At 35.9% G+C, this 16,921-nt stretch carries 20 protein-coding genes, 2 pseudogenes and 1 riboswitch; of the genes and pseudogenes, 5 read left to right on the top strand and 17 right to left on the bottom strand.

Translation table 11 applies throughout. The annotated features are described in order from the left end of the window. Positions 1-25 precede the first annotated feature (25 nt). From sdaAA to rnz, 4 genes are all read right to left on the bottom strand, one after another. Positions 26-904 carry an L-serine ammonia-lyase, iron-sulfur-dependent, subunit alpha gene (gene sdaAA / locus DPQ31_RS22130; RefSeq protein WP_000489451.1) on the bottom strand — a complete coding sequence of 293 codons (879 nt, stop codon included), beginning with the start codon at positions 902-904 and terminating at the stop codon, positions 26-28. An 18-nt stretch (positions 905-922) separates the two neighbouring features. Continuing rightward, positions 923-1,582 (bottom strand): L-serine ammonia-lyase, iron-sulfur-dependent subunit beta, encoded by a 660-nt coding sequence (gene sdaAB / locus DPQ31_RS22125; RefSeq protein WP_000877455.1) that lies wholly within the window; start codon positions 1,580-1,582, stop codon positions 923-925. 48 nt (positions 1,583-1,630) lie between these two features. Then, positions 1,631-1,774 (bottom strand): hypothetical protein, encoded by a 144-nt coding sequence (locus DPQ31_RS22120; RefSeq protein ID WP_000867046.1) that lies wholly within the window; start codon positions 1,772-1,774, stop codon positions 1,631-1,633. 683 nt (positions 1,775-2,457) lie between these two features. Then, on the bottom strand, positions 2,458-3,381 hold the full coding sequence (gene rnz / locus DPQ31_RS22115) for a ribonuclease Z (protein ID WP_000397436.1): 924 nt from the start codon (positions 3,379-3,381) through the stop codon (positions 2,458-2,460). Between the two features lie 189 nt (positions 3,382-3,570). On the opposite strand from rnz, the gene DPQ31_RS22110 reads away from it, so the two are divergent. From DPQ31_RS22110 to DPQ31_RS22100, 3 genes and pseudogenes are all read left to right on the top strand, one after another. Further along, positions 3,571-3,822 carry a DUF3932 family protein gene (locus DPQ31_RS22110; RefSeq protein WP_000665711.1) on the top strand — a complete coding sequence of 84 codons (252 nt, stop codon included), beginning with the start codon at positions 3,571-3,573 and terminating at the stop codon, positions 3,820-3,822. 195 nt (positions 3,823-4,017) lie between these two features. Further along, positions 4,018-4,185, top strand: a riboswitch (M-box (ykoK) riboswitch). Positions 4,186-4,517: 332 nt separating this feature from the next. Continuing rightward, positions 4,518-5,510: pseudogene (locus DPQ31_RS22105) on the top strand (cation-transporting P-type ATPase); the annotation flags it as partial. A gap of 95 nt (positions 5,511-5,605) precedes the next feature. Further along, positions 5,606-6,312: pseudogene (locus DPQ31_RS22100) on the top strand (MgtC/SapB family protein). 41 nt (positions 6,313-6,353) lie between these two features. Here the strand turns inward: DPQ31_RS22100 and DPQ31_RS22095 are convergent. Beyond that, positions 6,354-7,592, bottom strand: coding sequence for a DNA polymerase IV (locus tag DPQ31_RS22095; RefSeq protein WP_097957988.1), 1,239 nt, complete (start codon positions 7,590-7,592; stop codon positions 6,354-6,356). Between the two features lie 141 nt (positions 7,593-7,733). Here DPQ31_RS22095 and DPQ31_RS22090 point away from each other — a divergent pair, with 141 nt between their 5' ends. Beyond that, entirely contained in the window at positions 7,734-7,934 is a 201-nt protein-coding gene (locus DPQ31_RS22090) for a hypothetical protein (protein ID WP_002093303.1), read from the top strand. A gap of 46 nt (positions 7,935-7,980) precedes the next feature. On the opposite strand, the gene DPQ31_RS22085 is transcribed toward DPQ31_RS22090, so the two are convergent. Together DPQ31_RS22085 and DPQ31_RS22080 are read right to left on the bottom strand one after the other, a co-directional pair. Then, positions 7,981-9,099: a tripeptidase T gene (locus DPQ31_RS22085; protein ID WP_000609820.1), complete on the bottom strand. Its 1,119-nt coding sequence runs from the start codon at positions 9,097-9,099 to the stop codon at positions 7,981-7,983. 127 nt (positions 9,100-9,226) lie between these two features. Then, positions 9,227-9,772: a GNAT family N-acetyltransferase gene (locus tag DPQ31_RS22080; RefSeq protein ID WP_002044843.1), complete on the bottom strand. Its 546-nt coding sequence runs from the start codon at positions 9,770-9,772 to the stop codon at positions 9,227-9,229. Positions 9,773-9,959: 187 nt separating this feature from the next. On the opposite strand from DPQ31_RS22080, the gene prli42 reads away from it, so the two are divergent. Next, complete coding sequence (gene prli42 / locus DPQ31_RS22075; protein ID WP_000549039.1) at positions 9,960-10,052, top strand: stressosome-associated protein Prli42; 93 nt, start codon at positions 9,960-9,962, stop codon at positions 10,050-10,052. Positions 10,053-10,124: 72 nt separating this feature from the next. Here the strand turns inward: prli42 and DPQ31_RS22070 are convergent, their stop codons facing one another. The 10 genes from DPQ31_RS22070 to DPQ31_RS22025 form a co-directional block, all read right to left on the bottom strand. Then, complete coding sequence (locus DPQ31_RS22070) at positions 10,125-10,364, bottom strand: DUF3894 domain-containing protein (RefSeq protein WP_000281161.1); 240 nt, start codon at positions 10,362-10,364, stop codon at positions 10,125-10,127. A gap of 114 nt (positions 10,365-10,478) precedes the next feature. Then, the gene (locus tag DPQ31_RS22065; RefSeq protein WP_001146537.1) at positions 10,479-11,039 is read right to left on the bottom strand and encodes a L,D-transpeptidase; all 561 of its coding nucleotides are present in this window, start codon (positions 11,037-11,039) and stop codon (positions 10,479-10,481) included. A gap of 16 nt (positions 11,040-11,055) precedes the next feature. Next, a complete protein-coding gene (locus DPQ31_RS22060; RefSeq protein ID WP_000472694.1) occupies positions 11,056-12,024 on the bottom strand; it encodes an aromatic acid exporter family protein in 969 nt (322 codons plus the stop codon). Positions 12,025-12,124: 100 nt separating this feature from the next. Then, positions 12,125-12,847 (bottom strand): amino acid ABC transporter ATP-binding protein, encoded by a 723-nt coding sequence (locus DPQ31_RS22055; RefSeq protein WP_000590220.1) that lies wholly within the window; start codon positions 12,845-12,847, stop codon positions 12,125-12,127. Further along, on the bottom strand, positions 12,840-13,499 hold the full coding sequence (locus DPQ31_RS22050; RefSeq protein ID WP_001046918.1) for an amino acid ABC transporter permease: 660 nt from the start codon (positions 13,497-13,499) through the stop codon (positions 12,840-12,842). The genes DPQ31_RS22055 and DPQ31_RS22050 overlap by 8 nt, the downstream gene beginning before the upstream one ends. Before the next feature lie 36 nt (positions 13,500-13,535). Continuing rightward, positions 13,536-14,315 (bottom strand): transporter substrate-binding domain-containing protein, encoded by a 780-nt coding sequence (locus tag DPQ31_RS22045; protein ID WP_000735467.1) that lies wholly within the window; start codon positions 14,313-14,315, stop codon positions 13,536-13,538. A gap of 249 nt (positions 14,316-14,564) precedes the next feature. Next, the gene (locus tag DPQ31_RS22040; protein ID WP_001979317.1) at positions 14,565-14,978 is read right to left on the bottom strand and encodes a BrxA/BrxB family bacilliredoxin; all 414 of its coding nucleotides are present in this window, start codon (positions 14,976-14,978) and stop codon (positions 14,565-14,567) included. Between the two features lie 143 nt (positions 14,979-15,121). After that, positions 15,122-15,529 (bottom strand): YjdF family protein, encoded by a 408-nt coding sequence (locus DPQ31_RS22035; protein WP_208730994.1) that lies wholly within the window; start codon positions 15,527-15,529, stop codon positions 15,122-15,124. Between the two features lie 119 nt (positions 15,530-15,648). Beyond that, on the bottom strand, positions 15,649-16,113 hold the full coding sequence (locus DPQ31_RS22030) for an NUDIX hydrolase (protein WP_000542539.1): 465 nt from the start codon (positions 16,111-16,113) through the stop codon (positions 15,649-15,651). 70 nt (positions 16,114-16,183) lie between these two features. Continuing rightward, positions 16,184-16,888 (bottom strand): DUF421 domain-containing protein, encoded by a 705-nt coding sequence (locus tag DPQ31_RS22025; RefSeq protein ID WP_033661369.1) that lies wholly within the window; start codon positions 16,886-16,888, stop codon positions 16,184-16,186. Between the last annotated feature and the right edge of the window lie 33 nt (positions 16,889-16,921).

Genomic DNA, 16,921 nt, shown 5'->3' with positions numbered 1-16,921 from the left:
CTCCATTTTTTATCATCATATACTTTTAGTTATTACTCTTTCCAAAAATCTCTTCTTGTAGACGACGACCTGTCGGTGTTGCTGCAAGCCCGCCTTCAGCTGTTTCACGAAGTGCTACTGGCATCGTTTGTCCGATTCTAAACATTGCCTCAATCACTTCATCACATGGAATTGTACTCGTTACACCAGCTAATGATAAATCCGCTGAAATCATCGCATTTGAAGCACCCGCTGCATTACGCTTTACACAAGGTACTTCTACAAGTCCTGCAACAGGATCGCACACTAAACCAAGCATATTCTTTAATGAAATTGCCATCGCTGTAGCTGCTTGATCTGGTGTTCCACCAGCCATCTCAACTGCTGCTGCCGCTGCCATTCCACTTGCTGAACCAACTTCTGCTTGGCATCCTCCTGCCGCACCAGAAATACAAGCATTATTCGCAACTACCATACCGAAAGCTCCTGCTGTAAATAAAAATTCAATCATTTCTTCACGTGTAGGTTGTAATTTTTCTTTCAGTGCAAACAGTACACCTGGCACTGTTCCAGCAGAACCTGCTGTTGGTGTTGCACAAATAATCCCCATCGCCGCGTTTACTTCATTTGTTGCAACAGCTTTACTCACTGCGTCCAAAATCGTATCTCCAGATAAGCCTTTTCCGCTCTTCATATACGCTTGAACTTTTACAGCATCACCGCCAGTTAAACCAGTTGGTGATTTCACGCCGCGAATACCACGTTCTACTGCTTGTTCCATCACGACTAAGTTCTTTTCCATACCAGCAATTACTTCTTCACGTGAAATATGTCTTGTTTCCATTTCACATTGAATCATAATTTCTGCGATTTTTACATTTTGTTCTTTAGCTTGCGCCACTAGTTCCGCTGCGTTCCGAAACATGGTGTGTCCCCCCTGCAATTAATCCATAATAGTTACTTGACAAATATTTTGTTGCCCTTTTATTTCTTCAATCACTTCATCTGCTAACAATTCATCTGTTTCAATGACCATAAGCGCTCTTCTTCCTTTTTCTTTACGAGAAACGCTCATTGTACTAATGTTAATCTCGTGTTTCGCAAGAATGGAAGCTACAGCTGCGATAGCACCAAAGCGATCGTTATTTACAATAAGTAGTGCTGGACTCGTGCCTGTTAATTGAAGATCGAATCCGTTTAATTCTACAACTTCAATTTTACCGCCACCAATTGAGCAAGCAACAACTTCAATTTCCTCTTCACCTTTATACAGACGAATTTTCGCTGTATTTGGATGCGGAGCATTTGCATCTTCTTCAATGAATTCCACTTCAATCCCGCGTTCTTTTGCAATATCTAACGCACTTGGAATACGTAAATCATCTGTTTCAAATCCAAGTATTCCACCGATTAGCGCTACATCCGTACCGTGACCACGGTATGTTTTTGCAAATGAACCATATAATGAAATGCTAACTCTCTCTGGCTCATGACGAAACAGCTGACGAGCAACTTGCCCCATTCTTGCCGCGCCTGCTGTATGTGAACTTGATGGACCAATCATAACCGGACCAATAATATCAAACACTGAGCGGTACTTCATCATAACTCCCCCTAAACCTCTATGAAAAAAATTTATTCTACTATTTTATTAAGCTGCCACATTTGTTGCTGTTCCAGTTCTACCACGAATTTGTTCCGCTGTACGAATTGGATAGTTTTTGAATAAAATGAACCAATATCCTGAAATAATACCAGATACCATAATACATAAGAAATATAGCATTACTTTCATTTAAAACGATATAAGATAACCAGCAATAAATCCTGGTAGCAATCCAAAGTTTAACACAGAAGCCATTGCAAGCATAGCATAAACAGGTGATATAACCATTGTTAATACAACTAAATTTGCACCCGCTACTCAACCTAGACTACCTGCTGATGTTCTGAACTCTTTTAAAGAGTGGTATACCAATTAAATCCCCACCAACTTATTATTAAAAAAGCTTCTACTAAAGCACTTGCAACAGCTACACTAGCTAATCATACCGTTTAGCTAAAAAGTAAAAAAGACTTAGTACAAATAATGATATCTTTCCTATTATAATCTCCATATTACTCTCTCATGTTTTAGTCAACTTCACTTGTTACGACAATGACTAATATGCATGTGACTTATAATAAATTGTAATCTGCCCTCATTATAGCTTGTTTTTTATAAAACGCTTACTTTTGTTGAATTTTAAAAGTTCTGAATAAAAGTCCCTTTCTGCTATTTGTATTACTTGTATGTCATCTGACTTATATAACAGTTTTTCTAAATAATCATTATTACGTATTTTTATCCTATATATTCAAACCATTCTAAGTTTCTGTATCATCCAAGTTTAAGTATAAAATAATAACAGTTTTATTTTTAAAATTTTTTAGACATAAAAAAATGGTAACCTAATGTTACCATTTTTCAAAAAATCATTATTTTTCTACTGGAAATGATTTTAAATCTGTCGCTATTTCTGTATTAGGAAATAACTCTCGTGCCTCTTTCAATAATTCCTTATATGTATCTCCTTGATAACGAGAACTAATGTGAGTTAATATTAATCGTTTCGCATTTGCATGAAGTGCAATGCTCGCAGCTTGCTTAGATGTGGAATGAAAATAATCATGCGCTTGTTGTTCATCGTCTGCCGCAAAAGTTGCTTCATGAACAAGTACATCAGCATTTTGTGCTAGCTCTCTACTCGCTTCGCAATATCGTGTATCACCTAAAATGGTAATAATTCTTCCCTTTTGAGGCGGACCGATAAAATCTTTTCCATTTAGTATCGTACCATTCTCTAATTCAACTACTTCTCCATCTTTTAAACGCTTAAAGATTGGCCCTGGTTTCACTCCCATTTCAAGCAATTTATCGACTAAAAGAACACCTTGTATATCTTTCTCTACAATACGATATCCAAAACATTCAATGCCATGTGACAATTTTTTCGTTTCTACATAAAACTCATTATCTTCAAACACAGTACCTTCTTCTGTTATCTCAACGATTTCAAGTGGATATTTCACATGTGTCGTACTTACTGATAATGCCACTTCAATAAATTGTTTAATTCCTTTTGGTCCGTACACTGTTAATTTTGTTGTTCCACCTTGAAACGAACGGCTACCCAATAAACCCGGCAATCCAAAAATATGATCGCCATGTAAATGCGTAATAAATATTTTTTCAATGCGGCGTGGACGTACAGACGTATGTAGTATTTGATGTTGCGTCGCCTCGCCACAGTCAAATAACCAAGTCTGTCCTCGTTCTTCTAACAACTGCAAAGCAATTGCTGAAACATTCCTTCCTTTTGAAGGAACACCTGCACCAGTTCCTAAAAATACAAATTCCACTTTCTTTCCTCCAGCTCTTTATATAATCTATCTTTCATCTTACGGAATGTTATTTCAAATGGCAAATTGAATTTACATAACCAATCATCTAGACAACTATATAACACGAACGTTATACTCAAAAAATTTAGCTATCGTTCGTGTTTTGTGGTAAAATGATTGTACTACATTTTAAGGGAGCGTTTTATTATGAAAGAAGTATTTCGTTTACAAACTGATTTTTCATCTTCATTTGATCGCTGGGTAAGTTCTTTCGTGTCTGATCACCCAGCACAATTAGAATGGACGACTTTAAAAGAATTAATCCATGAATATACAACATCACATACAAATGAGACATTACCAACATATATTTCTTCAGCTTTAACATATTACGCACAACGCGTTTCAACAACAAATAACTCAGAAATTGTTATTTTTGAAAATCCTACAATCTCATAATCTATTATAAAAAGCACTGTAATGAGTGCTTTTTATTTATGTTCATTATTTTTTATTTTTCCAACTTATTCTCAAAAAATACAACTTATTTCATACTATATACCCTTCATAAATCTATTTGATTTTTCAAAAAAACAGATTAAAAAGATATTGACACTACGATTTTACAGTGCTAACATTCAACATGTAATTGAATATGGTCTCTGTTAGGTGAGGCTCCTGTATAGAGAAACGCTGCTGCCCAAAAATGTCGAGAGACGCCAATGGGTCAACAGGAAAGGTCGGAATGAAGGCCTTTTTTAACGTAGCTGGTTTCAGTACCTATGCTATACAGTGCTAAAACTCAACGAGGGAGAGGTGCATGTATTTTGTCATACACAAAAACTGTTTTTAGCTATGTTTACTAACAGGCTTTCGTGTGGACGTTTTTTAACTGTGAATTCAGACCTTTACTCGTTGTGAGTAAAGGTCTTTTTTATGTCTTTATGCACCTGACTATGAAACAAACATAGCATATTCAAAAACTATTAAATTGGACGGAGGTGAGGAACAGTGGCAAGTGATGATTCGGCCCAGATACCCATATGTTTTACGTTCATATTTCATCATGTAGGTAGGAAAGAAGCTGTTCCTCCTAATTTTAAATAGTCGAGTAACAGATTGTTTCCTCCTTCATGACAAAGAAGGAACTACCGATGTTAAATTTACAAAGACAAGAAGCAAAGCATGCTTACGATCAAGATAGCATGCAAACAAATAACAAAGTATTAGTGGAAGTTGCAACACAAGATATAAACTCTGCATTAAAACTTCTAGAAACTACAGAAAATGGACTCTCTAAACAAGAAGCGTCCCGTAGACTTTCTTTATATGGTCCGAACGAAATTGCTCATAATAAAACATTGCCGTGGTACATTCAATTTCTGCTGGCATTTAAAAATCCATTTATTTTTGTTTTATTAGCTCTTGGAGCGCTCTCTTTTTTCACAGATGACATGCAAGGAAAAATTGTCGTATCTGTAATGATACTGCTAAGTTCAACGGTTCGCTTTTTACAAGAATTCCGCTCTCAAAAAGCCGCGGATAAGTTAAAGGCTATGGTTCGAACAACCGCGAGCGTCTTTAGAATAGATGGATTTGTACACGAAACAAAAAACGTAACGAATTTAAATCGAAATTATACAATAGAAATTCCAATTGAAGAACTTGTGCCTGGCGATATTATTTCACTTTCAGCTGGTGACATCGTTCCAGCTGATGTGCGTATTTTATCCGCTAAAGATTTATTTGTTAATCAGTCTTCATTAACTGGGGATGCACTTCCTGTAGAAAAATACGAAAACTGCTACCATACAGAAAACAAGCATATCTTACCGAAAAATATGAAAAAAAATTTCAATCCACTCGATATGGAAAACCTTTGCTTTATGGGTACGAATATTGTAAGTGGTAGCGCAAAAGCTGTTGTCGTTTCAACAAGTACCGATACGTATTTCGGCTCTTTAGCGAATAAAGTAATCGGAAAGCGCGCAGAAACAAGCTTTGATAAAGGTGTAAACAAAGTAAGCTGGCTCTTAATTACATTCATGCTTATTATGGCGCCCATTGTCCTTCTCATTAATGGATTCACAAAAGGTGATTGGCAAGAAGCTTTCTTCTTCGCTATCGCTATTGCAGTTGGTCTTACTGCCCGCAAATAGCGGGATAAAAACGAGAATGAGTGGGTACTCCCCACTCATTCTTAAAAACATAACACGTACTTATATGTATGGAGGTGACCATGATGGTATGGTATGACATTGTATTAAGATTATTTATCGCAATTATTATAGGTGCTTGTATCGGAATGGAAAGGCAATGGAGACACCGGATGGCCGGTTTACGGACAAATGCTCTCGTATCACTTGGTGCCTGTATATTTGTTTTATTATCCGTCATGCTTGATCATGATGCTAGCCCCTCACGTATTGCTGCTCAAGTTGTTAGTGGGATTGGCTTTTTAGAAGGCGGTGTGATTATCCGTGACGGTTTTAGTATTAGAGGATTAAATACTGCGGCTACTTTATGGTGTGCTGCTGTCGGTACTCTTACAGGCGCTGGTTTTCTCCTTGCAGCTATATTAGGTGCAGCCGGCGTTTTACTAGCAAATATACTACTTCGCCCGATCGCTCTCTTTATGAATAAAAAATCAAAAGAAGAATCACCTGAACAAACAAACAAACAAACTACTTCCTTTCTCTTACTTGTTCCGAAGAAAATGAAGCACATATTCGTTTTTTACTCATGCACATGGTAAGTACAGAATGTCTCGGTTTAAAAGAGTTATATAGTGAAGATGTAGATTCTTAGCAAAAAGTCTGTATACAGGCTACATTACATTGCAAGACAAATGCGGCTATCTTAATTGAAAAAATAGTAAGTAGAATGTTATTAGAATCTGGCGTTACTGCTGCTGGGTGGAAGACTTCTTTAAATTTAGAAGCGAGTTAAATATGAAAGGTGTCATGATATTTACTACTTCATGACACCTTCTACATAAACTTATTTTCTAACTTTTGTTGAAACGACTTCTCTTGCTTACGTAGTAGTTGACTACCTCGTTGTAAAAGCGGTGTTCCATACTTATCATTAATTTGATCAATGACAGCAAGTAGCGGTTCTTTTTTCGCATCCTCTTCAAATGAAAACAAATCTAATTGTTTCACCGATTCTGTCTTCCACTCTATTTCAGTAGCTGTAACACCTAATAAACGAACGGAATCACCGTCCCAATGTTGCTTCCATAAACGGGATGCTGCTTGAAAAATATCGCGTTCTTCCCAAATTGCATTTTTCAATTGCTTACTCCGTGTTATCGTTCGCCTATCATGGTATTTAATCATAATTTGAATATTATAGCTGACAAGAGTTCGCTTTTGTAATCTTTTACTCACTGATTTTGATAAACGTTCTAACATATCAAGTAACTCTTTCTCTTCATCCATATCCTTTGAAAAGGTCGTCGAATTACCGACACTTTTATGCTGTCCCATTTGACTCGGATCAACTTCTCTATCATCCATACCTTTTGCACGCCTTTGTAAATCAACACCGTGCTTTCCAATTTTAGCTCGAATGATATGCTCGTCTCCCTTTGCCAATTGTTCAATTGTCTGTATATGAATATCATTTAATTTTTCAGCTGTTTTCTCACCAATTCCATGCATGGCCCCAACTGGAAGTGGCCAAATCAATTCTGGAATATCACGTTTTCGAAGTACAGTAATACCAAGTGGCTTTTTCATATCTGAAGCGGTCTTTGCTAGAAAAAGATTTGGAGCAATCCCAATACTACACGGAAGCTGTAGCTCTGTTAACAACGCTTGTTGAATCATCTTTGCTATTTCAAGAGGCGAACCGAGTGCATAGCAATCTGTAATATCTAAATATCCTTCATCTATAGAGACTGGTTGTATCTTTTCTGTAAAACGGGAAAGGATTTGAAACATTTGAAATGAAGCTTCACGATATAATGTGAAATTAGGACGCCTTACAACTAATTGTGGGCATAACCTTTTCGCTTCCCAAAGAGGCATCGTCGTACGTATTCCATATTCTCTCGCCTCATAACTACACGTTATAATAATTCCTTTTCTCTCTTTTTCATTTCCAGCAACCGCTAATGGCTTTCCTTGTAATGATGAATCATGAGCAATTTCAACAGATGCGAAAAAACAATTCATATCCACATGTAAAATAACACGGCCATTTTTCGGATACATTTCTCGCATAGTACTACCCCCTCCAAAGAACATTTGTTCCTTCATTATACCAAATTCATGTACAATATAATAATTACTTATTCTTTTTATCCTTATTTTTGCTATACTTAATACAAAATATGGATATTATTGTAAAATGAGTGACTTATTATGAAATCTAATAGTAAACTTAACTCTACCTTTCTCATTATTATATTAATCCTCTTAATTAATTACTTACTACTCCCCATTTTTAATATTAATACAGCTGGACTCCTCCCTCGTTTACTAAGTATCGTAACAACTTATATATTGCCATGGATTTTCTTATATTGGTTTATCCGCCTAGTGAAAGCAGTTGAATCAAAATAAAAAAGACGTGTAAACCATAATTGGTTCACACGTCTTTTTTATTTTATTACTTCGCTACTTCTTCAATAATTGCAACAACTAATTCTGCTGTTTTCGCTAATTCTTCAACAGGAATCTTCTCGTTTGTTGTATGAATTTCTTCATAACCAACCGCTAAGTTAACTGTTGGAATACCGTGTCCTGCAATTACGTTTGCATCACTTCCGCCACCACTTTGGTGAAGAGAAGGTGTGCGACCAATTTTTTCAGCTGCACGTTTTGCAACTTCTACAACGTGGTCGCCATCAGCAAATTTAAATCCTGGGTACATAACGTTTATTTCAACGTCTGCTTGACCACCCATATCTTTTGCAGTTGTTTCAAATGCTTCTTTCATTTTCGCAACTTGTTCTTCCATTTTCTCGTTGATTAAAGAACGAGCCTCTGCAAAGATTTGTACATGATCACAAACGATATTTGTTTGTGTACCACCTTCAAAACGTCCAATATTTGCAGTCGTTTCAGAATCAATACGACCAAGTGGCATCTTCGCAATTGCTTTCGCTGCGATCGTAATTGCAGATACACCTTTTTCTGGTGCTACACCAGCATGAGCTGTTTTCCCGCGAATAATTGCGTTCACTTTCGCTTGTGTTGGAGCTGCAACAACGATTTCACCAACTTTTCCATCGCTATCTAATGCGTAACCATATTTCGCTGTAATGCGCTCACGGTCTAATGCTTTTGCACCAACAAGTCCAGATTCTTCTCCAACTGTAATAATAAATTCAATTTTACCATGAGGAATATTTTTCTCTTTTAACACACGAATTGCTTCGAACATTGACGCTAATCCTGCTTTATCATCCGCACCTAAAATTGTAGTACCATCTGATACGATATATCCATCTTTAATAGAAGGCTTAATTCCATTACCAGGAACTACTGTATCCATATGAGAAGTAAAGTAAATTGTATCCACGCCATCTTTTGTTGCTGGTAAAGTACAAATTAAGTTACCTGCACCATGACCAGTTACAGACATTGTGTCATCTTCAAATACTTCTACACCTAAATCTGTAAATTTCTTTGTTAATACTTTGCAGATTTCTGCTTCAAATTTCGTTTCAGAATCTACTTGTACTAATTCCATAAATTCATTTACTAAACGTTCTTGATTAATCATAAGACTGCGCCTCCTGCACTACCATTATGTATGTAACACTACTAATTATAACAGAATTTCGCAAAAGTTTCGAAATACAAGACAAAAAACAGACGGTTTATATGTCTAGATAACCATCTGCTTTCGATTACTCATTTAACAATACCCAGCGCATATGATCTTCCCACACTCCATTTACCATTAACATCTTCCTAGATACACCCTCATACTGGAAGCCTATTTTCGTCACTACTTGTATAGATGCTAAATTACGCGGCATAATTGGTGCTTCTATACGATGTAAATGAAATTCCTCAAAAGCAACTGCAATTGCTTTTCTAAGCGCTTCTGTCGTATAACCTTTATTTAACTCTTCCTTATCTAATTTATAACTGAGTACACAAGATTGATAAATACCACGAACGATTAAATTAAATGAAATACAGCCAATTATTTTCGTGTCATCACCTTTTTTAAAAATCCATAGCCTAATGATCTTACCTTCTGTAAACTCTTTTCTATCCTTTTGTAGCTTTTTCTTTTGATAATCTAACGTAAAAAAATCCTCCGGTCTATACTCTTCCCAAGCTTTTAAAAATTCACGATTTCTGTCGTAATATTGAAGAATTTTTTCAGCATACGACTCATCGATTTCCCTTAAATGTAAGCGACCTGTCTCATATATTTTCATCATCGTATCTCCATTCTTCAGCTTGCAAAACAAAAACTCACAATCTATCTTTTAATATATTCTCTATGCATACTTAAATTTCCTGTTATATTTTGCAACCCCTTCCCGAAATTTGTCCTTTCTCTCCCCTTGTCCACAGTTTCATTTCTCGTTACAATGAAGGTGTACTGATTTGCAAGGAGGTTTAACGATGCATAAAAAAGCTCAAAAAGTTATGGTTTATATCATGCTAATTTCTATGCTTGTAACAACATTACTTGCTGGCGCAAGTATGTTTTGGTAAAAAGGGCGATGTGTTCGTCCTTTTATTACGTTTTACACATAATAAAATAAACCATCTCGACATCGAGATGGTTTATTTTATATAAAACACAACCGCTACAATACTAAAGGAAAATGCCATTACTAACGCTATCACAAAACTCGTGTACTGTTTCTGCTGAAACGCCCCAATAACAAAAGTAAGATTAAGTAATGCCATCAATACAACCGCTACAACGTAAGAGCATATATTAAAAGTTGCCAATATGAATGTAATCACAAATAGAAAGCCAATAAAAAACTGCATATACGAAATTTTTGGATTCAAGTACATATGAGCAACCCCTTTACCTATTTTTATCCCGCATTAACGGGGAATAACCTCGCACTGATTAAAGTTTCACTTTATCTTTCTATATTTTCATTAACGCATGGTTATGTACACATGTCAAGACAACTTATGATAAAAGAAAAAGCCAACCTTTGCGTTGGCTTTTTCATATGCAATGGCACCTTTTTCTTTTGCCAATTGCTGAAATGTTTTTTTCGACTTCACAATCCACACTTTTGTTCCAATTGGAATGCGATCAAATAAATATTCCACATCGTTTTTCTTCATTCTTATACATCCTTGTGAAATATACTTTCCAATTGAACTTGGTTGGTTTGTTCCATGTATTCCATATTTACTCCCATCAGTTCCTCTTGCATTAAACCCAATCCACCTTGATCCAAGTGGATTTTTTGGTGAACCACCTGGAATATCTTTTGCAATATAGTACGGATCCTTCGCTTTCATTACAATATCAAAAGTTCCTTCTGGGGTTAATTCATTCGTTTTTCCTGTCGCTACGGGAAAAATCTTTTGAATTTTCCCATCGTCAATGTAAGCTAGTTTATTCGTCGCTTTATTTACAATAATGAAAGGATCTCCGGCACGTGGATTATCACCAAGAGGCCAAATCGGCGATAAAGAAAGACATAATATGAAAGAGAGAAGATACGGCATAAATAATTCCTACCTTCTATATAAGTTCTTTTATATTATCCTTTCCCTTAAAGCGACTTTTAATGAGTAAATATTGCTCCATTTCATATACAAGTTGAACAAGTTTTGCACGTATTTCAAATTCTTCACGTGTGACTGGTAACGGCATTTCTCTAAACAATTCCCTCATTTCTTGAAGCTGCCTTAAGGAAATAACACCTGTACTTTCAGGGCTAATTGCATTCCCAATATTTTCAACAACATCGGCAATCATATCAGCCTGTTCATATGTCCACGATAAAGAGGCTGCCAATGGTATCATTCTCTCTAAAATTTCGAATTGTTGCATGCGCATATTAAAGTAACGATAGTAATAATCATCTTCGCGCATAAATGCATTCTCCAGCTTCTTAAAAGATAAATCTCTTGCTTCATTTAGCATATTCTCGGTTTCAATGAGTTCTGCCCCGCTCCAACTACTTTCTCGATTTCGTAAATACACAACCATTTCAAACAATATCGTTTTAAAATTACTTTCTATTTTATTCCGATACTCTCTTAGCTTATTTTCACTACTTGGCATATACATGTTCACTAATAACGCCACACTAATTCCTATCGTTAATATAGCAATTTCATTTCCAACTATAAGCCATGTAATGTGTTTCAATGAATATAGATGCATAACAATAACTGAACTCGTGACGATGCCTTCTTGAATTTTCAACATAACTGCAGTCGGAATAAATGTAAGTAATAATACGCTAATTGCAAGTGGGGTATAGCCAATTGTTTCAAAAATGCAAAATGCGAATACCATTGATAATACACAAGCTAAAAATCGATGTACCGATACTTGAAGTGATTTACGCTTCGTATTTTGTACACATAATATAACTAAAATACCTGCTGAACTATAAAATTCTAACCCTAATAACTGAGCAATAAAAACTGCTGCTCCTGTCCCTATTGCTGTTTTTACTGTACGGTATCCAATTTTAAACATATCATTACTCCTATATGTATAAACGTATTTACAGTTAGTATAAAAAAAGGATGACACAATGTCATCCTTTTCTACTTATTATTCACATAACCTTTTCATATTACAATATTTTTTGTAAAAATTGTTGCGCACGTTCACTTTTTGGTGCTGCAAAAAATTGTGCTGGCGGACTGTCTTCTACAAGATTTCCTCCGTCTAAGAAAAGAACGCGATCTGCCACCTCTTTTGCAAATCCCATTTCATGTGTAACGATAGCCATCGTCATTCCTGTCGTCACTAATGATTTCATAACTTCTAGCACTTCCTTCACCATCTCTGGATCTAGAGCAGATGTCGGTTCATCAAATAACATTACTTCCGGTTCCATCGCTAAAGCTCTCGCTATCGCTACACGTTGCTTTTGTCCCCCTGAAAGGCGATTCGGATACGTATCTTTTTTATTTAACAAGCCTACTTTTTCTAAAAGTTTCTCGGCTTTCTTTTCAGCCTCTTGTTTCGTTACTCCTTTTACATTGATAGGAGCATACGTAATATTTTCTAATACAGTCATATGAGGGAATAGGTGAAAATGCTGAAATACCATTCCTACATTTTCACGAACGTGCATTATATTCGTTTTCGGATTCGTTACTTCTTCCGTTCCAATCCAAATGTGACCATTTGTCGGTGCTTCTAACACATTCATACAGCGTAAAAATGTTGATTTCCCTGATCCGGACGGTCCGATAATTGCAACTACTTCCCCTTTTTCAATCGTTGTTGTAATGCCCTTTAATACCTCGTTTTTCCCGAATGATTTATGAAGGTTTTCAATTTTAATCACTTTTTTTCATTCTCCCTTCAATTGCCTTCCCGACTAATGTAAGAATAATGACTAGCGTATAGTAGATCAGACCAACAAATAGTAGCGGCTCAAGATATTTAAACGTTTCACCGCCTACAATGTAAGCGCGGCGCATTAAATCCGTCGCACCTATTACTGTTACTACAGCCGACTCTTTCGTAAGCGTCGCAAACTCGTTTACAAGTGCCGGTAATATATTTTTTAAAGCTTGGGGAAAAATAATATTTCGCATCATTTTTCCATATGGAATTCCTAAAGCCATCGCTGCTTCTGTTTGTCCTTTATCAACCGCTTGAATGCCGGCACGGATGACTTCTGACATATATGCACCTGAATTCAAACTAAATGCTAGTACAGCCGCTAAAAAGGCTGGTATCTCATAACCAATTATTTGCGGGACACCGAAATAAATAATCATTAATTGCAATACAAGTGGTGTACCACGGAAAATTGATGTATAAAGATCTGCCGCTATATTTAATGCTCGTATTCTAGCAATCTTACAAAGTGCTAATAACGTTCCTAAAATAAATCCTGCTAAAGCTGATACTGCTACAATTTTCAAAGTAACTTCTAGCCCTTTTAATATATACGGTATCGAAGGCGTAATCGCTGAAAAATCCAAGTTCATTCTTTTCATTCCCTTCACAGAAAAGCGAAAGGCAGCTTATTTTCCGCTGCCAAACCACTTCTTCACTAATTTATCCATTTCTCCGTTTTCTTGCATTTTTTTAATCACTTTATTAAATTCAGCTGTTTTATCACTGTTTTTCGGAAGGGCAATTGCCGCTCCTACTTCTTCTGGTGCTTCTTTAATTTCAATTCCTTGTAAATCTTTCATTTTCTCTAAATAATTTTTCGCTACTGTATCTTCTAAAATCGCCGCATCAAAACGACCCGCTTTAATTTCTTGTACAATTTCTGGTATACGGTCACGTCCCTCAGCTTTGAAATCAACTTGTTTTTTAAATTCCGCCGCCTTCTCTTCTTGAATAGATCCTGTTTGTACCCCTACTTTTTTCCCTTTTAAATCTTCTACTGATTTAATGTTAGAATCCTTTTTAGAAACAATCATGTTTTTCGCAACAAAATATATATCTGTAAAATCTACATTATTTTTACGCTCTGCCGTTGGCGTCATACCTGCCATTACAAAATCAACTTTTCCTGAGCTAAGAGACGCTAATAAACCACCAAAATCCATATCTTTCACTTTCACTTCATACCCAAGTTCTTTTCCGATATACTTTGCAATATCAATGTCAAAGCCAATAATTTCATCACTCTTTGAAGCTTCTACATATTCATAAGGTTTATAGTCTGCTGAAGTTCCCATTACAAGTACTTTCTTATTTCCGTTTTCTTCTTTTACGTCCCCATTACTACACGCACTAAACATACTTACAATTAAAATAAGTGCAAACGATATCGATAATAACTTCTTCATCTTTCTTCCCCCTAATAATGTATATTTAAAAGTTTAATAGAATATTTATTCGATGTTTGTATTGTATCAGCAGTTTTATTTTTATGCAATATATAAAATAAAAATAAATAAAATAACATTAAATAACGCATTCTCAATGCATAAAAAACTGCATAACAAAACAAGATGATGTATATTCCATCGTTTTGTATAATTAATAAAAAAAGCGGTACACCCACTTAATCGTGGGCGTACCGCCTTTTCACTTATTTATAGTTCTTCACAATTCTCTTCAAAATACGATTGTAATTTCGCAATAACTTGCATCGGTTCATGACCTTCAATTTCATGACGTTCTACCATCGTTACAATTTTTCCATCTTTTAATAAAGCAAATGATGGAGAAGAAGGTGGATACCCTTCAAAATATTCACGAGCTCTTGCTGTTGCTTCTTTATCTTGACCTGCAAACACCGTTACAAGATGGTTAGGACGTTTATCATAATGTACGGAATGCGCAGCAGCAGGGCGAGCAATACCACCTGCACAACCACATACAGAGTTTACCATTACAAGTGTTGTACCATTTCTTTTAAACGCTTCTTCAACTGCTTCTGGTGTCGTTAATTCTGTATATCCAGCAGAAACGATCTCTTCACGCGCTTGACGAACAACATCATTCATAAAAAAGTTAAAATTAATCAATCTTTTCCCTCCTCTAAATCTACCTATTTGTATCTTACCAGTTAATGTTTATGAAATACAAGTAAGTTTACTTGTATTTAAGCATAGAAAAGGTGTTAGAGCTCTTGCTCTAACACCTTTTCTCAATGACTACGATGTTTTTGCTTTGCTTTTTGTACTTTTATAAAACGTTTTCTCTGCTTTTCAGCTTCCCGTTTCTCTTTAGATTGCACTTTCTGTTCTTGTTTATGCAGTTCATAAGATAAACTAATTGCTTCTTGTGCCTTTGTAAAACGTTTTACATTTACTTCTTTTGCTGCTTCTCGTATGATACGTTTTATATTTTTTGGACGCTGTTTTTCTTTAACGTCCACACCACATTTTGCAACGTGCTGGAAATATGCTAACATTGGACCATTCACAAATATAAGTACTTCCTCGTCTGAAGGTTCCATTCCAAAAATATACCTCGCTCCATACAATTTCCCTTTTTCTTTATGCGTAATAATTCCTACAAAAAATTGACCTTCGTGATATACTGTCAAATCCATTGACAGCCCCTCCTTTAATAAAATTAGAAATATTGGACATCCCGGAGGGGAAGGTTACTGACATGAAATCATGCGTCTGGACTACCGACCAGAGCTGTGTTTTTATATTTCTTTCATTATTATATATTCATTTCCATAATTTTCATATATTCAACAATCATTTTTTTATGCGATCCAACAATATAGTCAGGTAGCTCCGTTACTGGAAAGAATTTAAGCTGAACCGCCTCTTCTTTATTCATAACAAAATGTCCTTCGTATTCATCCGTATAATAGGCTGTCGTTACAGATTGAAATTCATCACCGTTTGCTAATTTTGTAAAGTAGTTCGCTCCAGAAAACACATTGATTAATCGTAAGTTCTTTACTTCTATACCTGTCTCTTCATATACTTCACGGTAAGCTGTTTCTTCTGGTGATTCACCAAGCTCCATGAGCCCGCCAGGCAGCCCCCATTTTCCATACGGTTCTGTTCGTTGTTGCAATAATACATCTCCATGTTCATTTATAACGAGTACAACAGCACCAACTAAAATTAAAGGGCGATGACCAACTATTTTTCGTAATTCTTCTACATATCCCATCGTATCGCCTCCTTTTTCGTTGTCCACACTATTGTATCATATGTATGAAACGACAAAATGCGTATATTTTTCATTTTTTTAACAAAATATTTATTTTACGTGCTTCATCTACTGTAGCTAACATAATAGATTCGACTTCTGTACTCTCCTCTAGAAATTCTCTCGCCCACGCTTCTGTTTTTCCTAATAAAGCAAGAACATCTTTCTGAATCCTCCCATCCTTTACTAATACAAAAGAAACTGGAGATTTTTTTCCCGCCACTTTAAGATCAAGTCGCGAAACTGCTTCATATTCTGGATATCGAAATATAGAAACGACACCGTTCGCTTCCCATAATGCTAATTTGATTGTTTGAATATCACTCACATTTCGCATACGAAGTTCCGAAAATAAATATTCCACGGTAATTCTCGCTTTTTTCAAATTGCTAAAATCAATGGAACCATTGTGTATAAGAATGATAGGTGCTGGCTCTAAAAAACGTCTCCATCTATCCCATTTCAGCATTAAAACTGAGCTTATAATATGAAGTACAACGAGTATGAACGTTGTAATCATCGAACCAAGTAACCCTACTTTTTCATCAGACAATGCGTTAGAAATATTCCCACCAAGCAATAGCACTAATACAACATCTAAAAAACGAAGTTGTGCGATAGATCTTTGCCCCATCGCTTTCGCAACTAATATTAAAAATACGTATGCTATTATAGCCCGTACAACCCATTCCATATTTGAAAGGTGCCGTGCCCCTTCAAAAATATGCATATGCATCATTCGCACCCCATCTCAAACTGCTAGTCTGTT

The organism is Bacillus sp. COPE52 (genome assembly GCF_003355115.1).
GTDB lineage: Bacteria > Bacillota > Bacilli > Bacillales > Bacillaceae_G > Bacillus_A > Bacillus_A toyonensis.
The sequence above is the reverse complement of the archived record's forward strand: the minus strand, read 5'-3'. Positions and strand labels throughout refer to the sequence as shown.